The organism is Taibaiella sp. KBW10 (assembly GCF_003852495.1).
Classification (GTDB): Bacteria; Bacteroidota; Bacteroidia; order Chitinophagales; family Chitinophagaceae; genus Edaphocola.
This window is the reverse complement of record NZ_QAJI01000005.1, coordinates 348,925-366,366: the sequence shown is the minus strand read 5'-3', so window position 1 is coordinate 366,366 and position 17,442 is coordinate 348,925. Positions and strand designations below refer to the sequence as shown.

The window sequence follows — 17,442 nt, the reverse complement described above, 5'->3', positions numbered from 1 at the left end:
GATTCATCTTCTAAATCGCAATTATATGCTTCTGTTTAAGTCATCTTTCCGCTCCGGCATTGCCCTCGGCTTGTTATGCTGCTTTCCGGCATTACCTGTTTTCGCACAACAACAAAAAAAGAAAAATACCGTTATTGCTACAGCTTCCTTTAAGGAGACGGATCGAAATGGCCCGATAGAACTGGACCAGATGCTCCACACAATAAGAGCTAATTTCAAGCGCATCAATTCCATGACGAAGTGGACTACTGTACGCAATAAAGCGCTCGACAATAGCTCAGAAGGAGGAACGGCCACTTTTTATTATCAACAAAAGCGGTTAGAGAAGATTATTACCAGAGCATTTGGGGAAATGACTCAAAACCTTACGGAATACTACTTCCTGAATGGGGAAATATCCTTTGTATTAGAAAGAACCTATCAGTATAACCGGCCGTATTATTATGATGTGGCAGCAATGAAAGCGAATAATGATACCGCGGCCTTTGACTTCAACCAATCGGAGATTGAAGAAACCAGAAGCTACTTTGAACAAAAAAAATTGATCTACCAACTTAATAACCAAGACTGCGGTGCACCCTTTGCCAGCGACTACCTGGACGAAGAACGAATCAGGATTGAATCAGACATCAAAACACTTTTAAAATACGTACCACAATAAAACATGAACAAGATTGCCCTGACTTTACTATTAAATTTAATTGCGCTGATTTCCTCCGGACAAAATATTGCCGGTACCTGGAAAGGCGATTTAAAAATACAAAGCGTAACCCTGGAATTGGTTTTAAACATCCAAAAAACGGATTCTGGTTATTTGGCCACCATGGATAGCCCGGACCAGGGTACCAAAGGAATTCCGGTAAGCGATCTATCTTTTGATCAGTCCGTGTTGCGTCTCTCTATTCCGGCGATTGGCATGACCTATGAAGGCAAAATGGTATCGGACAGCCTGATTACCGGCACCTTTAAGCAAAGAGGACAATCCTTGCCCTTGAACCTGGAGCGTGCCGCAAAAAGCCGCAGACCCCAGGAACCCCTCAAGCCATACCCTTATTATGAAGAAGCGGTGCATTTTGAGAATAAAGCCGCCGGCATTCAGTTAGCAGGTACCCTCAGCTTGCCGGAACAAAAAGGAACCTACCCGGTGGTCGTGCTCGTCAGCGGTAGTGGCCCGCAAAACAGGGATGAGGAATTGTTGGGGCATAAACCATTTTTGGTACTGGCCGATTTTTTGACCCGAAACGGTTTTGCAGTGTTGCGTTATGATGATCGCGGTACAGCGGCCTCAACCGGCAATTTTGCGAAAGCAACGACCCGGGATTTTGCTGATGATGCATTGGCAGCCGTAGCCTACCTGCGTACCCGAAAAGAAATTAATAAAAAGAAGATCGGCATCATCGGGCACAGTGAAGGTGGTGTGATCGCCCCAATGATGGCAGTACAATCTAAAGATATCGCCTTTATCGTAACCCTTGCCGGACCGGGCGTACCGGGTGCAAGCTTATTATTACAACAACAACTGGCGATTGCAGCAGCGAACGGGGTGGCACCGGAGCAAGCCGAAAAGTCAAATAAAGTGAATAAGGCTCTATATGATATCGTGGTAAAGAGTGCGGATGAAAAAGAAGCCGGACAACAACTGAACAGCTATCTGAAACAATCCTTCAAAACAGAGCTTGCAGCGGCAATACCGGCGGGCGCTTCAGAAGACGCACTCATTCAAAAATATGTAACAGAACTGAGCTCGCCCTGGATACGGTATTTCCTGAAATATGATCCCTCAAAAGACCTCGAGCGACTGAGTTGTCCGATACTCGCCTTATTCGGAGAAAAAGATGTACAGGTACCTGCAAAGGAAAATGCAGAAGCGGTCAGAAATGCCTTGCAAAAAGCGAATAATAGTCATGCTTCTGTACTGGAGCTTCCTAATCTGAATCACCTTTTCCAGGAATGCAGCACAGGAGCGCCTCAGGAATATGCAACAATCGAACAGACCATATCCCCTAAAGCCCTGACAGAAATATTGAACTGGCTTAAATATCAGGCAAAACAAAAGCACTAAACCCAATAATGAATATATAGCAAAAAGCCATCGTAGAAACGGTGGCTTTTTGTTATTATTACTCCTTGCATGACCATACTTTTATTAAAAGATAGCCTGTCTGAAATTTGATTATGAAAAAAATATCCATGTTTTGACAATCAAAAAAGACCATTTCACAATATTATTATATCACTTTGCACAACAAAATTTAAATTTTATGATTTAAATTTAATATAAATATATGTAATCATATATCAATCATTGATTACTCTATATACAATAATTACATATTTTAACAATATGCTGTTAACCAAGCCTTAGTGCCTAAACCAGTGGTAGGACGATAATTTAGCGGAAATAAATTACGTACCATCATGAAGCATTTACTAATTAAATCAGGCCTTATGGCTATGGCTTCTCTGGCCACGTTGCAGGGCAATAGCGCTCCCACTAAATTTGCACCAAATACCTATGTGTCTATTTCAAAAGCAGGTATGAATAATGGAGCAAAAACCGATTACCACTCAACACCGACCAACGTCGGCGCTTCCTTTACCTCGCCGTATAATCTTAATAGGGCCGGACTCAATGCAAAAGATAGCTTTCTCTATACCGCAACCTCTGTGGGTGCAGATAATACCATTGGCAATATTCCTCAATCCGGAGCTAACTTGTGCGGCAATCTGGCCAAAGCATTAGTGCCACCCCCGGTACCTCTTCCGGTTACCCTTGTTTCTTTTGGCGGTACAGAGAAAGATGGAAACATTGTTTTACAGTGGGATACCTCACTGGAAAAAGATTTCAGGAATTTCATTGTTGAATACAGCACTGATGCTTCTTACTGGACCGTTCTGGCAAGTGTTGATGCCAAATCAGGAACACAAGAAACGCTTGCGCATAATGAATATACTTATACCCATACCAATCCTAATACTAAAACCGGATCTAGTTTTTACCGGTTGATCCAGGTGGATAATGATGGCTCAAAAAAATATGGCAATGTTTTGCACATCACGCGCTAATGTAATGCTGTAGCGCTTACAGTATACCCGAATCCGATAGACCATACATTACATATCCAAAGCACAACTGAACCCATAAAGATTATTACAGCTATAATATGATGGGGCAAAAATCGGCGGGGAACACGCAAGCCAATACAGTTGATGTCTCTGTTTTACCAAAAGGTAATTCTTGCAGAGATTGCGACGGCATTCGGTACAATCTCCAGAAGACAATTTGTAAAAAATAATCGTTTAAAAGACCGCTAACACAAAGCCCGGTGATGAATCACCAGGCTTTGTTATACTCCTTATTGTTGTTCCGCTTTAAGACAATAAATTGCTCAATGCGGTTATGGTCACCAATTCCTGTGTCCCGGTTTCCATATTCTTCACCATAATCTTATTTTCTGCCAATTCACTTTCACCGACGATACCCACAAAAGGAATGGTACGCCTGTGCGCATACTTCATCTGCTTATCAAATTTTGCCGTTTCACTATACAGCTCGCAGGAGATACCTGCATTGCGGAGTTGTGACAGGTAAGTAAGGATTGTTGCTTCTGCCTTTGGCTCGATATTTACAAACAGAATCTTTGTAGTGATATCGACCTGCACAGGGAATAAGGCCAGCTCTTCCATAACATCGTAAATACGGTCTATACCAAAGGAAACCCCCACACCAGATAAACCCTTTAGTCCGAATAAACCCGTAAGGTCATCATAACGACCGCCGCCGCCGATACTACCCATTTTAACGGCTGTTGTCGCAACCTCTACAATGATGCCTGTATAATAGTTCAAACCACGTGCCAGCGTAAAATCAACGATCAATTCACTGGTCCATTCCGGATGTTTAAGTTGTTCAAAATAGTGCAGGGTCGTTCTTAATTCTGCAATCCCTTTCTGTGCTATGTCACTCGCCTGCAACAAGGTTTCCATGATGACCAGGCGCTCTTCTGTATTCCCTGTTACCGATAGGTATTGTTGTATATAGGCAATCTTATCGGCATCTAATCCTCTGCCGATTAGTTCCTTTTCCACGCCATCCCAACCGATCTTATCCAGCTTATCGATGGCCACAGTAATATCTGTTAGTTTATCCAGGGCGCCGCAACATTCCGCCAACCCCGCTAATACTTTACGGCTATTGATTTTTACCTGTATACCCGGCACCTTTAATTGGTGAAAAGCAGATTGATAAATACATAACAATTCCGCTTCGTTTAATAAAGAATTACTGCCCACCACATCGGCATCACATTGCCAGAATTCGCGGTAGCGGCCTCTTTGCGGACGATCAGCACGCCATACCGGCTGCATCTGATAGCGCTTAAAAGGAAATACCAAATCGTTCTGGTGCATCACCACATAACGTGCAAAAGGAATAGTCAGATCATATCGCAAAGCTCTTTCTGTAATCGCCGTCGCGCTATAGGGTTTTTCTAAAACCTTTGCCCATTCTTCATTCAGCTTTGCCTGATCTTTTTTCTCATGCAAGCCATTATTCAAAATCTTAAAGATCAACCGGTCTCCTTCCTCTCCGTATTTACCCATCAGCGTGCTGAGGTTTTCCATAGAAGGTGTTTCCAAAGGTTGATAGCCATACACTTCAAAAACCGATTTAATGGTCTGGAGTATATACTGGCGGCGCCTTACATCGGCAGGGGAAAAATCGCGGGTACCTTGAGGAATGGAGGGTTTCATCTGTAAAAAATTTGAATACGGGAGCAAATTTAACCTTTAATGACTTAATGAAAAAGTAGATTTAGCAAAGCCCGATTTTCCTTCCATTTTAACCTTTGAATCTCTGCTATTTCTGTTACCTTTGTTTTTTCCAAAACAGTAAAAAGATGATGCAGATTTCTTCATTTGTTGACCGTTTTTCTGAGCCGCAAACATTATTGATGGCTAAACTCGGTCGCGAATTGGCTTCAAAAGGTGTGAATGTGATCAATTTAAGTTTGGGAGAACCGGATTTTGACACCCCTCAACACATTAAAGACGCCGCCAAAAAAGCCTTAGATGAAGGCTACACCAAATACACGCCTGTGGCGGGTTTTGCCGATTTAAGAGCCGCTATTTGCGCTAAATTGAACCGGGACAATCACTTAACCTATACACCGGAACAGACGATGGTCTCTACCGGGGCGAAACAATCTCTGGCGAATGTAGTACTGGCCACGATTAACGCAGGTGATGAAGCCATTATCCCTACGCCATATTGGGTTACCTATTCTGCTTTGGTAGAAATGGCACAAGGGCTATGTGTTTTTGTACCTTGCGGCATCGAAGATCATTTTAAGATTACGCCGGAGAAACTGGAAGCCGCGATCACGGAGAAGACAAGATTATTTATTTTCTCTTCCCCTTGTAATCCTTCCGGAGCGGTTTACTCAAAATCGGAATTGCAGGCCCTGGCTGCTGTCCTGAAAAACTATCCAAACATCACGGTTGTCAGTGATGAAATATATGAGTACATCAATTATGTAGGCAAACACGAAAGTATTGCACAGTTCGAAGAGCTGAAAGAGCAGGTCGTGCTGGTGAATGGTTTTGCAAAAGGCTTTGCGATGACCGGCTGGCGTTTGGGCTATATTGCCGCACCGGTAGCCATGGTGAAAGCCTGTGAGAAAATCCAGGGTTCTTTTACTTCCGGAACAAACTCTTTTGCCCAAAAAGCTGCAGTGACGGCACTTTTGGAAGACAATGCTCCTTCGATGGAAATGGTAAAAGCTTTTCACGAAAGAAGGGATTTCTTTATTGCCGAATTGAATAAAATAGAAGGATTTAAAACACTGATACCCGAAGGAGCCTTTTATGCTTTCCCCGATATTTCTTATTATTTCGGTAAGAAAGATACACAGGGCAATGTATTGCGCAATGCGGATGACTTTGCCTTGTTCCTGCTCAATACCGCACATGTAAGTGGTGTGAGTGGTACGGCTTTTGGTAATGATAACTGTATTCGTTTTTCCTATGCAGCCTCTACGGCACAACTCTGGGATGCGGTTACCCGTATTAAAAATGCTTTGGCGGATTTATCGTAAATCCATAACAGATATAAATAGTAAAGGAGACCCNNGGGTCTCCTTTACTATTTATATTCAAATCACAATTGTATAATTATCCGCACTTAGAGCTACCACAATCTTTACAGGTGAGGCAACCTTCCTGATATTGCAGGTTATTACCACCACAGTTGGCACATTTTGCTTTCTGAGCGGCAACGCCATCGGCGATATAACGCTTCAAAGCACGGGCCACCCCGTTTTTCCAGGTATTGATATTATCGGCTAATTGTAAGCCATTGATCAGGTCTACCACTCTTTCTATAGGCATACCATGACGCAAAGTGCCGGAGATTAATTTAGCATAGTTCCAGTATTCCGGATCAAATTTATGCGATAAGCCTTCGATCGTCGTCTTATATCCTCTTTGGTTCTGGAACTGGAAATCATAACGGGTATTACCTTCTTCATCTTTATTCTTAATGATCTGGCCTTCGTTTACCCATCTTGGAATCAGGATCCCATCTTCATCATCCGAAATACCGGTAAAGATTTCATAAGGTTTACCATCGATCAGGCCGATAAAGGCGATCCATTTTTCCCGGTTATTTTGAAAACGCACCACGTCTGCACTCAAGGTTTCCGGACGGGTTGTCGGGAAGATACGGGCATCTGCACTTTCATCCGGATCATCGCTCAAATCTGTATTTGGTGTTTCTTTTTTCTTTTCATCTGCAGCGATCAATACACCGCTACGGCTACCATCACGATATACCGTAACGCCTTTACAACCGCTTTTCCAGGCTTGCATATACAATTCGCCTACCAATTCTTCGCTTACGTCATTCGGCATGTTAATGGTTACACTAATGCTATGATCCACCCATTTTTGAATGGCGCCCTGCATGCGTACTTTTGCATGATAATCCACATCGTTGGAGGTTGCTTTATAATAAGGCGACTGTTCTACCAAAGCATTCAGTTCTTCCTGAGGATAGTTTTTAGTGGTATCATGCCCGTTTACTTCCATCCATTTTTTGAAATTATGGTGAAATACGATGTACTCTTCCCAGCTGTCTCCTACTTCATCCACAAAATCTACACGCGCTTCTTTATCATTAGGATTTACTTTTCTGCGGCGTTTGTACACCGGCATAAATACCGGCTCAATACCACTGGAGGTTTGCGACATCAGGCTGGTTGTTCCTGTTGGTGCAATGGTCAATAAAGCAATATTTCTACGGCCATATTCCGTCATATCGAAATACAATTCCGGATCCGCTTCTTTCAGACGATTAATGAAGGGATTATTTTTTTCTCTTTCTGCATCAAAAATAGGGAAGGCACCACGCTCTTTGGCGGTATACACGGAACTGCGGTACGCTTCTAAAGCCACGACTTTATGAATTTCTGTAGAGAAGGTAATCCCATCTTCACTGCCATAACGAATACCCAAAGCTGCCAGCATATCGCCTTCGGCAGTAATACCAATACCGGTACGACGGCCTTCTTCGGCTTTTTGATAAATGTTTTCCCAAAGTTTACGTTCGATTCTTTTGATCTCTGCATCTTCCGGATCTTCGTCTATCTTTTGAATGATGATTTTTACCTTTTCTAATTCCAGGTCAATAATATCATCCATCATGCGCTGTGCTGCATGAATATGTTTTTTAAACAGGTCCCAATCGAAGGCGGCCTTCTTGGTGAACGGATCGTTTACATAAGAATAAAGATTGATAGCCAATAGACGACAAGAGTCATAGGCACATAAAGGAATTTCACCACAAGGATTGGTCGATAATGTTTTGTATCCCAGGTCTGCATAACAGTCCGGCACGGATTCTTTGATAATGGTATCCCAGAATAAGATTCCCGGTTCGGCAGAACGCCAAGCATTATGTACAATTTTCTTCCATATATCGTTGGCATTTACTTCTTTGGTGAATACGGGGTTAGCACTGCTGATCGGATATTGCTGCATAAAAGTAGCTCCTTGTTCTACTGCCCGCATAAAATCATCGGTAATGCGCACCGAGACATTTGCTCCGGTAACTTTCCCCTGCTCCATCTTCGCATCAATAAAGGACTCCGAATCGGGATGCTTAATGGATACCGATAGCATCAGTGCGCCTCTGCGGCCATCCTGCGCCACCTCTCTTGTAGAGTTAGAAAAGCGTTCCATAAAGGGCACCAAACCAGTTGAGGTAAGTGCCGAATTTTTTACGGGCGAGCCTTTCGGACGGATATGAGACAGGTCATGCCCTACACCACCACGGCGTTTCATCAGTTGTACCTGCTCCTGATCAATTTTCATAATCCCTCCGTAAGAATCAGAATCGCCATTATTCCCGATCACAAAGCAATTGGATAAAGAAGCGATCTGGAACGGATTGCCAATACCGGTCATCGGGCTGCCTTGAGGAATAATGTACTTAAAATCCTTAATGAGCTCGTAGACTTCTTCTTCGCTCATAGGATTAGCATACAGCGCCTCTATACGCGCGATTTCAGACGCAATACGCCGGTGCATATCCGCAGGAGATTTTTCATAAATATTGCCAAAAGAATCCTTTAGGGCATACTTATTTAACCATACGCGTGCCGCCAGGTCATCGCCTTTGAAATAGGCCAGGCTGGCCTCGAAAGCCTCTTCCTGTGTGTAGGTTGTTACCACTAGGTTAGTATCTTTTACGTTCATTATAATAATATATTTTAAATATGGGAAGTCGGGATAAGAAACCCAAAGCTATAAAAATTCAACATTCAAAACATCATTTCCAAACATAGGTTTTCAAATTGAAATACATAATAAATTGATTATCAAATAATATTTTATTTTTAATAGCAAATTGGTAACAATAATAAATAAAACATATAATGTAAAAATGTTTGTAATTCTCAATTATTTTCGGTATATACTTTATAATATTCACATCAGCAGAAAGTATTTCCAGTATTGAAAACTTATTTTAACAATTCCCTGCCTTTGCCTATTGCTTTTAGTAATTTTGGCTTCCTAATTTTTTTACATGTTATATAGATTAATCCTGACTGTCCTGATTCTATGCGCTTATATTTCCAGCCCGGGACAAGTCACTTTTGTTGCTCCTCTTGCATTTCCCGCTGCTGCGCCAAAGCCTGATGAGCCGGAAAGAATGGGAAAAGTGAGGGAATATCTAAAAAACAACAATGAATCGGCTGCCTGTACCTTATTAGAAACAGCAGGAACACAATTAAATGGTTTTGAAAAACAATATTATGGGCAGCTTTTATTTAGTGGCAAAGGCGTGCAGCATAATATCCCCAAGGCCATTACCATCTTAAAAGAAGCCGCCCATCTCGGGTTTGGGGCGGCCATGATAGAGTTGGGTGATTGGCATTATAACGGCACAGGAAAATTTGCACCAAATATAGACTCTGCTGCTTACTGGTATTTTAAGGCTTTTTCGGTAGGTTATAAAAATAATCTTATGTATACACTTGGTAATCTTTTCCAAGATAAAAACTATTGTAACCACAATATTGATAATGCTATTTTATGGTATTCTTTATCTATAAATTCAAATGAAGCAAGAAGCGCCTTGGCTGCCGAAAAACTTGGGGATATCTACAATAGTAATGTGGATATTGTGATGTACCCTGATAAAGCCAAGGGCTATTATTCTATAAGTTATGAACGGCGAAATGAATCCGGTTGTCTAAAAATGAAGAAGATCAGCGGAGCCGCAAATAAGAAGGATTTAGAGAATGTCGATAATGATATCCTTAAAAACCTACAAACGATTCATGGTGATTAAGGATCATTGCTTCTCTGTCAAAAAACGCCAGTAGCGTTTAGGAACATGTTGTACATGTAGCTTGGGGTTATTGCGGGCTTCAATATTGGTACTTTTAAAATAATCTTTCCAAAGGGTCGCATACAAGGCCTCTTTTTCGTCCAGGATTAAAGGAGTGGACAAGCGTGTATCTGATAAACTTTCCGGGACGATCTCCACTCTTTGTACACTATGGGTATCGTAGTGAATACCATATTTTCTTTTTTGATCATAGATCAGCCAGGGCTGGTCTGCATAACGATTGCGAAAAAAACGGATAATCAGGGGCAGTACATTAAAATCGGGTGCGACGGCACAGAAGAAAAGACCATCGCCGCTCTTTTCAAACCGGGTAAAAGCCTTCATCCGGTGTTTTTCCCGCTCCACTTTTTTTGCTGTTTGTGCGGTATCGAGAATCAGGGCATCTCCATAATTTTCCTGAAAAATAGCCTCTGAACAGAAAAGGGAATGGATCAATTTAAATAAGGTGTCATACATATCGGCCTGTTCGGATAAAAAGGCACAGTATAGTTTACGCTGCCAGTCCTTATCCATTTTTTTTGCTATGCCTTTCCAGACCCGATCTGATTTTTGGGAACTGGTATGCACGATATGAGGCGCTTCAAATAAGGAGCCCTGAAAATAGTGCTCTTCTAATAAGCGACTTACGGTATGCCTTCTCTCAAAACAATCAAATACGGCACTCAGCAAGCCTTCAAAGCTGCCGTCAAACACATAGATCATGCTAAAAAAGTGTGAGTTGGGGTGAAAAAGCGGCTTCGTATTTACTTTTAGAAGTAGCGAGTATCCGCGACTTGATCTGGTGTTGTTGAAAACTACCTAATTGTAAAGGCGTATCCGCACATACAATAAAATACTGCGCCCGGTTATAAGATATCCCCATTTTACGCAATTGCTCAGTCCTTAAGGTACCAAACTTTCTGGCCTGTATGATCTTCATCGCAGATTGCCGGCCGATACCCGGAACTCTTAAAATGATTTTGAAGTCTGCGGTATTGATATCTACCGGAAAGTAGTGGAGGTTGCGCAAGGCCCAGGTCAGTTTCGGATCAATATCCATATCCAGATGAGGGTGCTCCGTATTCAGTATTTCGCCCACCTCAAAATTATAAAAACGCAAGAGCCAGTCGGTCTGGTATAAACGGTTTTCCCGCATTAAAGGCGCTTTCACCACGGGCAATACTTCATCATTCCGAATCGGAATATAGCCGCTGTAATAAACCCTTTTTAGCGAGAAATTTTTGTAGTATGCCGCTGCAGTATGCATGATCTGCATATCGTTCTCAGGTGTAGCGCCAATAACCATTTGGGTACTTTGACCTGCAGGAACAAACTGGGGAACATGTTTGATTAACTTTTTTTCCTCTTTAAACTGTGCAATCTTATTTTGGATAATCCCCAAGGGGCGCTTTACGTCTTCGTGGCTTTTTTCAGGAGCCACTTTCTTTAAGCCTTCTTCCGTGGGCATTTCAAGGTTAATGCTCATTCTGTCTACATACAAACCGGCCTCATTGATCAGCTCCTCACTCGCTCCGGGAATCGTTTTTAGATGTATATAACCATTATAGCGCTCTTCGGTACGTAGTTTCTTCACAATCTTCAGCAGGCGCTCCATGGTATAATCTGCATTTTTAAAAATGCCGGAACTGAGAAAAAGCCCCTCAATAAAATTACGGCGATAGAAGTTCATCGTCAATTCTACCACCTCTTCTACGGTAAAGGCCGCACGCTTTACATCATTGCTTTTGCGCGATACGCAGAAAGCACAATCGTAAATACAATGATTGGTCAGCAATATTTTCAGTAAGGACACACAACGGCCATCTTCGGTATACGTGTGGCAAATCCCACTTTCTGAAGCATCTCCAATACCTTTATTAGTATTTTTTCTTTTGCTGCCACTGGAGCTACAACTCACATCATACTTCGCAGCATCTGCCAGAATCTGCAATTTTTCACGAATCCGTTCCATATCTCCCGTTTTTTTGTTTTACGTAAACCAAAATAAAGACTAAGGTACTATAGCCCTAAGACAAGCTACGACGTAGTGATATATATTATTTTACCTAAATTGTTTCCTAAAAAAGTGGCCAATATATCTCTATATACTGGCCACAGGAGCATTATTTATGATAAATTTATTTTTTTGCTATCAGGTCCTTAATATCCGGGAATACATCAGGATACTCACCATTAGTCAATCTTTCTCTTACAATAGAGAATGCTTCTAAGGTTTCGTTGATATCTGCATCTGTATGGGTTGCGGTAGGGATCAAACGTAAAATGATTTGCCCTTTAGGAATTACCGGATACACCACGACAGAACAGAAAATATTATAGTTTTCTCTTAAGTCTACGATCATTTGCAGGGCCGGGTTCAATTCTCCTTCCATATATACTGGCGTTACAGGAGTATTGGTCGTTCCGATATTAAAGCCTCTTTCCGTAAGCCCTTTCTGCAATTTATTTACATTCTCCCAAAGCTTTTCTCTCAGTTCCGGTTTATTTCTGATCAGCTCCATACGTTTCAATCCACCCACAACCATTGTCATCGGCAATGATTTTGCGAAGATCTGAGAACGCATATTATAGCGCAGGAAGTGAAGAATGTCTTTATCTGCAGCGATAAAACCACCTACACCCGCCAATGATTTAGCGAAAGTTGAAAAATACAGGTCAATCTCTTCAATACAATCCTGCTCTTCCCCGATACCGGCACCTTTCTTTCCCATGGTACCAAAACCATGCGCATCATCTACAAATAAACGGAATTCATATTGTGCTTTTAAAGCCGCAATTTCTTTGATCTTGCCTTGGTTACCGTTCATTCCAAACACACCTTCTGTAATCACCAAAATACCTCCGGGCGTACCTTCGATAAATTTAGCGGCACGTTGTAATTGTTTTTCACAATCTGCAACATCATTATGGTTGAACTTGTAACGCATACCCGGATGCAAACGTAAACCATCCAAAATACAGGCATGGCTTTCCGCATCATATACAATCACATCATGGCGGGATACAATAGCGTCGATAGCCGACACCATACCCTGATAGCCAAAGTTCAGCAACATCGCACCCTCTTTACCGATAAAAGCGGCAAATTCATTTTCCAGCTGATCATGGTTATCAGAATTACCGCTCATCATACGGGCACCCATTGGCAGGGCCATACCGTATTGTGCCGCTGCATCTGCATCTGCCTTTCTTATTTCCGGATGATTTGCTAAGCCTAGATAGTTGTTCAAACTCCAAACAATTCTTTCTTTTCCGTTAAACTTCATTCTGTTCCCGATCTCTCCTTCCAGTTTGGGAAAAGCAAAATATTCGTGTGCTTGATCTTGATATTTACCGATAGGACCTCTATCTTTTTTTATCTTGGCAAAAATGTCCATTAAGTACGTTTTAAATGTATTAAATTAATTTAGATGTGCAAAGTTACAAAAATTTAATACATGGTAATATGCACAAATAATATTGTGGGTATAAACTTATATTTGCAGGTTATGAATGGAATACCTTCCTTTACGGCGATCGATTTTGAAACGGCACATGGGGCTTATCATAGCATCTGTCAGATAGGCCTGGTACGGGTAGAGCAGGGAGTGGTGACACATACTGTTAATCAATTAGTGCAACCACCAGACAATTATTATCATTGGGGCAATACCCGTGTACACGGCATCAACCGGAAAACAACCGCAAATGCCCCGGCATTTAACGAGGTATGGCACCTGATTGAGCCTTATATTACCAACCAGACCGTAGTGGCGCACAATGCTGTGTTTGATGCGGCCTGCTTAAGAAAGACCCTGTCTTTCTACGAAATGGTGATTCCGCCTTTTCAGACGGAGTGCACCTACAAGATTTATAAGACCAATTTAAAAGCGCTATGCACGCGCTTTACCATACCCCTAAACCATCATGATGCCTTGTCCGATGCCATGGCCTGTGCCACTTTATATTTAAAACATTTGAAAGAAATGCTCCATTTTAGTGCTCCGGCATAAGCCTTTGCACCATATGAAGCATGTATAATAAACACAATGGTCAAGAAACTTCGTGCCAGATGGAAACGTAATAAAGAGCCGATACCGATAGAAAGTATTGTAGAGGACCTTAAAACGAATACCGATAATAACCGGTATAGCGACCTTTTTATCCTGACTTTTGCCTTTTTAAGACCCCGAGCGGATCAAAAAGCAGACGAAAACCTGAAAGTCATGCTACAGGTCCTGGAACATGATGCCGCTTTCCGCAATGGCATACAGCGGATGTTTGTGTACCTGATCAATAACAGAGAGATCGAAACGCTTTTTGCTAAAGTGGGCCTTCTGGTCAGCAGCTCCTTTGTAGAGGAACTGAGCAAGCAAATTAAACACCGCATCTTACCGCCCGTACCAGAAAAACGCTCTTTTAATTATTTACTGGAGAAAACATTCCATAAGAAAAAGGACTATATCTGGGTTAATGAAATCAGCAATGAAGAATGGATTACCTTTTTCAAACTGATTTATGTACCTTCTGAAAGTATTGCGAGCCCGATGCGCAAACAAATGAACGATGCATTGGTCGCAATTTCTGTGAAGATCTCTTATCTGGGACTGGAGGATGAATTTAAACACCATTCCAAAAGCACCAAAAACAAAGAAGAGCCTTCTCCTTTTCTGGAACAGAATAAAAGAATACAAGCCTTCCTTGAACTCAGCTATAATGAAAGCACCTCGCCAAATACCATTATTCTTGCTGCCGAAAATGTAAGAGAAAACATTATCCAATGTGAACAGATCATCGAAGATATTCGCAAGAATACGGTAAAAAACGGCACGAGTTTAAGACAGTCTTATGTATTATTACGTACCGCACAACTCTTAGCCAGAATGCGGGTAATCCTCCGGTTCTTAACTCCCGAGTACTTACCGCAACTGGGTTGGGAAAATACGGCAAAGCTTTTTAAGAGTATCATCTTCGGAGTTACGACCCGTAACAGCACGAAGTTCTTATATGCTAAGAATGTAGAAATGCTTGCATACCAGATTGCAGAGCACAAAAGTGAATCGGGGGAGCATTATATTACCACTACCAGAAACGAATATGTAGACTTCTTTTACAGCGCCGTAGCCGGCGGTTTTATCATTGCCTTTGCGGCTTTGGTAAAAGCCTTGCTGCACATGATCAAAATGCCGATGTTTTGGCAGTATTTCTGCTATGGGCTAAACTATGCGATCGCCTTTGTAACCCTTTTTGTGACCGGTGCCTCTCTGGCGACCAAGCAACCCACCATGACCGCAAGTGCTTTGGCCGGCGGCCTGGACTCTAAGAAAAATAAAGGAGATGTTTCTTTCAAAGGCCTGGCACTCACTTTTGCTAAAGTATGGCGCAGCCAGTTCGCTTCCTTTGCCGGCAACCTGATTGTTGTCTTTCCCATGTCGTACCTGATTGCGGTAGGCTGGAACTATCTTACCGGCGAACATCTATTACACACACCGCAAGAAGCACAGCAAGCCTTATATGATCAAAATCCGCTCAGGAGCCTGGCCTGGTTTTATGCCTGTATAACCGGTGTCGCTTTGTTTATCAGTGGCTTGATCACGGGCTTTTTCGACAATAAAGCTGCCTACAGCAGCATCGGCTCCCGCATCACCGAACACCCCTGGCTCAAACGCTATTTTTCTTCCAAGAAATTGAAAAAAGCGGGAGACTATGTGGCGCACAATATGGGCGGTATCATTGGTAATATTTGTCTCGGGTTTATGTTGGGCTATGCCGGCTTAATTGGTAATTTTTTCGGCATTCCCTTCGACATCCGGCACATCACTATTTCTACGGCCTACTTCGGCTTCGGAGTAGCGGGACTCGATAACCACATAAATGCTTATAACTGGATCTGGACCACCATCGGCGTGGTGGGCATCGGCTTTTTCAATTTCGCAATCAGCTTCGGTCTTGCATTTTTTGTGGCCCTCAAATCCAGAAGTGTGCCCATCAGCAAAGTGCCCCGTGTAGCCCGTTACATCATCCGTTATTTACGCAGATTTCCTGCCGATTTTGTTTTCCCGCCCAATAAAGAAAGAAAAGAGGCCGAGGCATTTGATAAAAAGAAGAAAAAAGAAACCCCATCCATATGATTACAATATTTGGCATTCCGAATTGCGATAGCGTCAAAAAAGCTTTAAAATGGCTTGAAGCACATCAGCTCGCTTATCAATTTCATAATTATAAAAAAGAAGGTATTGACGCCCGAACACTGGATGCCTGGTGTACCCAGGTAGGCTGGGAGATTATTTTAAATAAAAAGGGAACGACCTGGCGGGCCCTGACGGACCAGGAGAAGGCCAATACAGTAGATAAAGCATCGGCTATAATATTGATGCAGGAAAAAACAAGCCTCATCAAAAGACCGGTGATCACCAAAGGCAACAAGGTTGTCGTGGTAGGGTATGATGAGGCAGCCTTAGCACTGCTGAATGCCTAAAGATTTATTTTGTGTTAAAAAACACCGACAATTCAACCGCAATTGATATTTAAGATATTTTTGCAAAAAATATAATATGAAACAATTATTTGGACTTTTACTCCTTTCCGCATTAAGTTTCACGACGGTAACCGCACAAACGGCGATTGCCCCTGCTGCAAAGGGAGTCGTATATGGCACTAAAATCGCGGAAAAGAAAGTGGTGAACACAACTGATTTTGACGGCAAACTCAAGGGAGAAACACCGGTAAAGATGCAATTGAAAGGTACCGTAACTTCTGTTTGTGAAAAAAGAGGTTGCTGGGCAAATGTAGATTTAGGTAATGGCAAAACCGTATTCGTTAAAATGAAGGATTATGCCTTCTTCTTGCCTATGGATATTAAAGGCAAACAAGTATTGCTAAGCGGCGAAGCCTATGAGGAGACAACTTCCGTAGACGAGTTGCGCCATTATGCAGAAGATGCGAAAAAATCTAAAGAAGAGATCGAAGCCATTAAAGAACCGGTGAAAAAGAATCGCTTTACGGCTGCCGGTATTACCGTTTTGGATTAATATTATTTTCTTAATATAATTTTATATACAAGAATAATAGAATTTAAGCTAAATTTGCGGCTCAATTTAATAAACAGTTATCCCATTTTATGGCAACAAACAGAACATTTACAATGGTTAAGCCTGATGCAGTAGCAGCAGGAAATATCGGCGCGATCTTAGCTGAAATCAACAAAGCAGGTTTTAGAATCGTAGCAATGAAATACACTCAATTGACAGAAACGGCTGCAGGCCAATTCTATGAAGTACACAAAGAGCGTCCTTTCTATGGTGAATTAGTATCTTTTATGAGTAGTGGTCCAATCGTTGCCGCCATCTTAGAAAAAGAAAATGCAGTAGCAGATTTCCGTACGACTATCGGTGCGACAAACCCTGCAGAAGCAGCAGAAGGAACCATCCGTAAAATGTTTGCAAAATCTATCGGAGAGAATGCCGTTCACGGTTCTGATAGCGACGAAAATGCAGCCATCGAAGGAAACTTCTTCTTTAGCGGATTAGAAAGATTCTAAATTTATCCTT

General features: G+C 42.1%; 15 protein-coding genes. 10 read left to right on the top strand and 5 right to left on the bottom strand.

Annotated elements, in window-relative coordinates; genetic code table 11:
- Window positions 1–25: 25 nt before the first annotated feature.
- The 3 genes from DBR32_RS12065 to DBR32_RS12055 all read left to right on the top strand — a co-directional run bounded on the left by DBR32_RS12065 (window position 26) and on the right by DBR32_RS12055 (window position 3,066).
- Window positions 26–661, top strand: a complete 636-nt coding sequence (locus DBR32_RS12065; protein WP_124636589.1) for a hypothetical protein — start codon at window positions 26–28, stop codon at window positions 659–661.
- A gap of 3 nt (window positions 662–664) precedes the next feature.
- Window positions 665–2,062 carry a S9 family peptidase gene (locus DBR32_RS12060; protein ID WP_124636588.1) on the top strand — a complete coding sequence of 466 codons (1,398 nt, stop codon included), beginning with the start codon at window positions 665–667 and terminating at the stop codon, window positions 2,060–2,062.
- Between the two features lie 356 nt (window positions 2,063–2,418).
- Entirely contained in the window at window positions 2,419–3,066 is a 648-nt protein-coding gene (locus tag DBR32_RS12055) for a hypothetical protein (protein ID WP_124636587.1), read from the top strand.
- 306 nt (window positions 3,067–3,372) lie between these two features.
- Here DBR32_RS12055 and hisS read toward each other — a convergent pair whose 3' ends face one another.
- The gene (hisS, locus tag DBR32_RS12050; RefSeq protein WP_124636586.1) at window positions 3,373–4,752 is read right to left on the bottom strand and encodes a histidine--tRNA ligase; all 1,380 of its coding nucleotides are present in this window, start codon (window positions 4,750–4,752) and stop codon (window positions 3,373–3,375) included.
- Between the two features lie 146 nt (window positions 4,753–4,898).
- Between hisS and DBR32_RS12045 the strand changes: the two genes are divergently transcribed.
- Window positions 4,899–6,095 (top strand): pyridoxal phosphate-dependent aminotransferase, encoded by a 1,197-nt coding sequence (locus tag DBR32_RS12045; RefSeq protein WP_370453703.1) that lies wholly within the window; start codon window positions 4,899–4,901, stop codon window positions 6,093–6,095.
- 76 nt (window positions 6,096–6,171) lie between these two features.
- On the opposite strand, the gene DBR32_RS12040 is transcribed toward DBR32_RS12045, so the two are convergent.
- Entirely contained in the window at window positions 6,172–8,754 is a 2,583-nt protein-coding gene (locus DBR32_RS12040) for an adenosylcobalamin-dependent ribonucleoside-diphosphate reductase (protein WP_124636585.1), read from the bottom strand.
- Window positions 8,755–9,085: 331 nt separating this feature from the next.
- Here DBR32_RS12040 and DBR32_RS12035 point away from each other — a divergent pair, with 331 nt between their 5' ends.
- A complete protein-coding gene (locus tag DBR32_RS12035; protein WP_124636584.1) occupies window positions 9,086–9,853 on the top strand; it encodes a tetratricopeptide repeat protein in 768 nt (255 codons plus the stop codon).
- A 3-nt stretch (window positions 9,854–9,856) separates the two neighbouring features.
- Here the strand turns inward: DBR32_RS12035 and DBR32_RS12030 are convergent, their stop codons facing one another.
- From DBR32_RS12030 to DBR32_RS12020, 3 genes are all read right to left on the bottom strand, one after another.
- A complete protein-coding gene (locus DBR32_RS12030) occupies window positions 9,857–10,615 on the bottom strand; it encodes a TIGR03915 family putative DNA repair protein (protein WP_124636583.1) in 759 nt (252 codons plus the stop codon).
- Window position 10,616: 1 nt separating this feature from the next.
- A complete protein-coding gene (locus DBR32_RS12025; protein ID WP_124636582.1) occupies window positions 10,617–11,864 on the bottom strand; it encodes a putative DNA modification/repair radical SAM protein in 1,248 nt (415 codons plus the stop codon).
- 166 nt (window positions 11,865–12,030) lie between these two features.
- Complete coding sequence (locus tag DBR32_RS12020) at window positions 12,031–13,290, bottom strand: pyridoxal phosphate-dependent aminotransferase family protein (protein ID WP_124636581.1); 1,260 nt, start codon at window positions 13,288–13,290, stop codon at window positions 12,031–12,033.
- A gap of 111 nt (window positions 13,291–13,401) precedes the next feature.
- Between DBR32_RS12020 and DBR32_RS12015 the strand changes: the two genes are divergently transcribed.
- The 5 genes from DBR32_RS12015 to DBR32_RS11995 all read left to right on the top strand — a co-directional run bounded on the left by DBR32_RS12015 (window position 13,402) and on the right by DBR32_RS11995 (window position 17,432).
- Window positions 13,402–13,905, top strand: a complete 504-nt coding sequence (locus DBR32_RS12015) for a 3'-5' exonuclease (protein ID WP_199724471.1) — start codon at window positions 13,402–13,404, stop codon at window positions 13,903–13,905.
- A 36-nt stretch (window positions 13,906–13,941) separates the two neighbouring features.
- Window positions 13,942–16,023 (top strand): hypothetical protein, encoded by a 2,082-nt coding sequence (locus DBR32_RS12010; protein ID WP_124636580.1) that lies wholly within the window; start codon window positions 13,942–13,944, stop codon window positions 16,021–16,023.
- Window positions 16,020–16,370: an ArsC family reductase gene (locus tag DBR32_RS12005; RefSeq protein WP_199724469.1), complete on the top strand. Its 351-nt coding sequence runs from the start codon at window positions 16,020–16,022 to the stop codon at window positions 16,368–16,370. Before DBR32_RS12010 ends, DBR32_RS12005 begins: the two co-directional genes overlap by 4 nt.
- A gap of 76 nt (window positions 16,371–16,446) precedes the next feature.
- Window positions 16,447–16,923 carry a DUF4920 domain-containing protein gene (locus tag DBR32_RS12000; RefSeq protein ID WP_124636579.1) on the top strand — a complete coding sequence of 159 codons (477 nt, stop codon included), beginning with the start codon at window positions 16,447–16,449 and terminating at the stop codon, window positions 16,921–16,923.
- An 89-nt stretch (window positions 16,924–17,012) separates the two neighbouring features.
- A complete protein-coding gene (locus tag DBR32_RS11995) occupies window positions 17,013–17,432 on the top strand; it encodes a nucleoside-diphosphate kinase (protein WP_124636578.1) in 420 nt (139 codons plus the stop codon).
- Window positions 17,433–17,442 lie beyond the last annotated feature (10 nt).

Bases quoted from the DNA above. Each gene is read 5' to 3' on its own strand.
- DBR32_RS12065 (WP_124636589.1), top strand. From the start codon at position 26: ATGCTTCTGTTTAAGTCATCTTTCCGCTCCGGCATTGCCCTCGGCTTG.
- DBR32_RS12060 (WP_124636588.1), top strand. From the start codon at position 665: ATGAACAAGATTGCCCTGACTTTACTATTAAATTTAATTGCGCTGATT.
- DBR32_RS12055 (WP_124636587.1), top strand. From the start codon at position 2,419: ATGAAGCATTTACTAATTAAATCAGGCCTTATGGCTATGGCTTCTCTG.
- hisS (WP_124636586.1), bottom strand. From the start codon at position 4,752: ATGAAACCCTCCATTCCTCAAGGTACCCGCGATTTTTCCCCTGCCGAT.
- DBR32_RS12045 (WP_370453703.1), top strand. From the start codon at position 4,899: ATGATGCAGATTTCTTCATTTGTTGACCGTTTTTCTGAGCCGCAAACA.
- DBR32_RS12040 (WP_124636585.1), bottom strand. From the start codon at position 8,754: ATGAACGTAAAAGATACTAACCTAGTGGTAACAACCTACACACAGGAA.
- DBR32_RS12035 (WP_124636584.1), top strand. From the start codon at position 9,086: ATGTTATATAGATTAATCCTGACTGTCCTGATTCTATGCGCTTATATT.
- DBR32_RS12030 (WP_124636583.1), bottom strand. From the start codon at position 10,615: ATGATCTATGTGTTTGACGGCAGCTTTGAAGGCTTGCTGAGTGCCGTA.
- DBR32_RS12025 (WP_124636582.1), bottom strand. From the start codon at position 11,864: ATGGAACGGATTCGTGAAAAATTGCAGATTCTGGCAGATGCTGCGAAG.
- DBR32_RS12020 (WP_124636581.1), bottom strand. From the start codon at position 13,290: ATGGACATTTTTGCCAAGATAAAAAAAGATAGAGGTCCTATCGGTAAA.
- DBR32_RS12015 (WP_199724471.1), top strand. From the start codon at position 13,402: ATGAATGGAATACCTTCCTTTACGGCGATCGATTTTGAAACGGCACAT.
- DBR32_RS12010 (WP_124636580.1), top strand. From the start codon at position 13,942: ATGGTCAAGAAACTTCGTGCCAGATGGAAACGTAATAAAGAGCCGATA.
- DBR32_RS12005 (WP_199724469.1), top strand. From the start codon at position 16,020: ATGATTACAATATTTGGCATTCCGAATTGCGATAGCGTCAAAAAAGCT.
- DBR32_RS12000 (WP_124636579.1), top strand. From the start codon at position 16,447: ATGAAACAATTATTTGGACTTTTACTCCTTTCCGCATTAAGTTTCACG.
- DBR32_RS11995 (WP_124636578.1), top strand. From the start codon at position 17,013: ATGGCAACAAACAGAACATTTACAATGGTTAAGCCTGATGCAGTAGCA.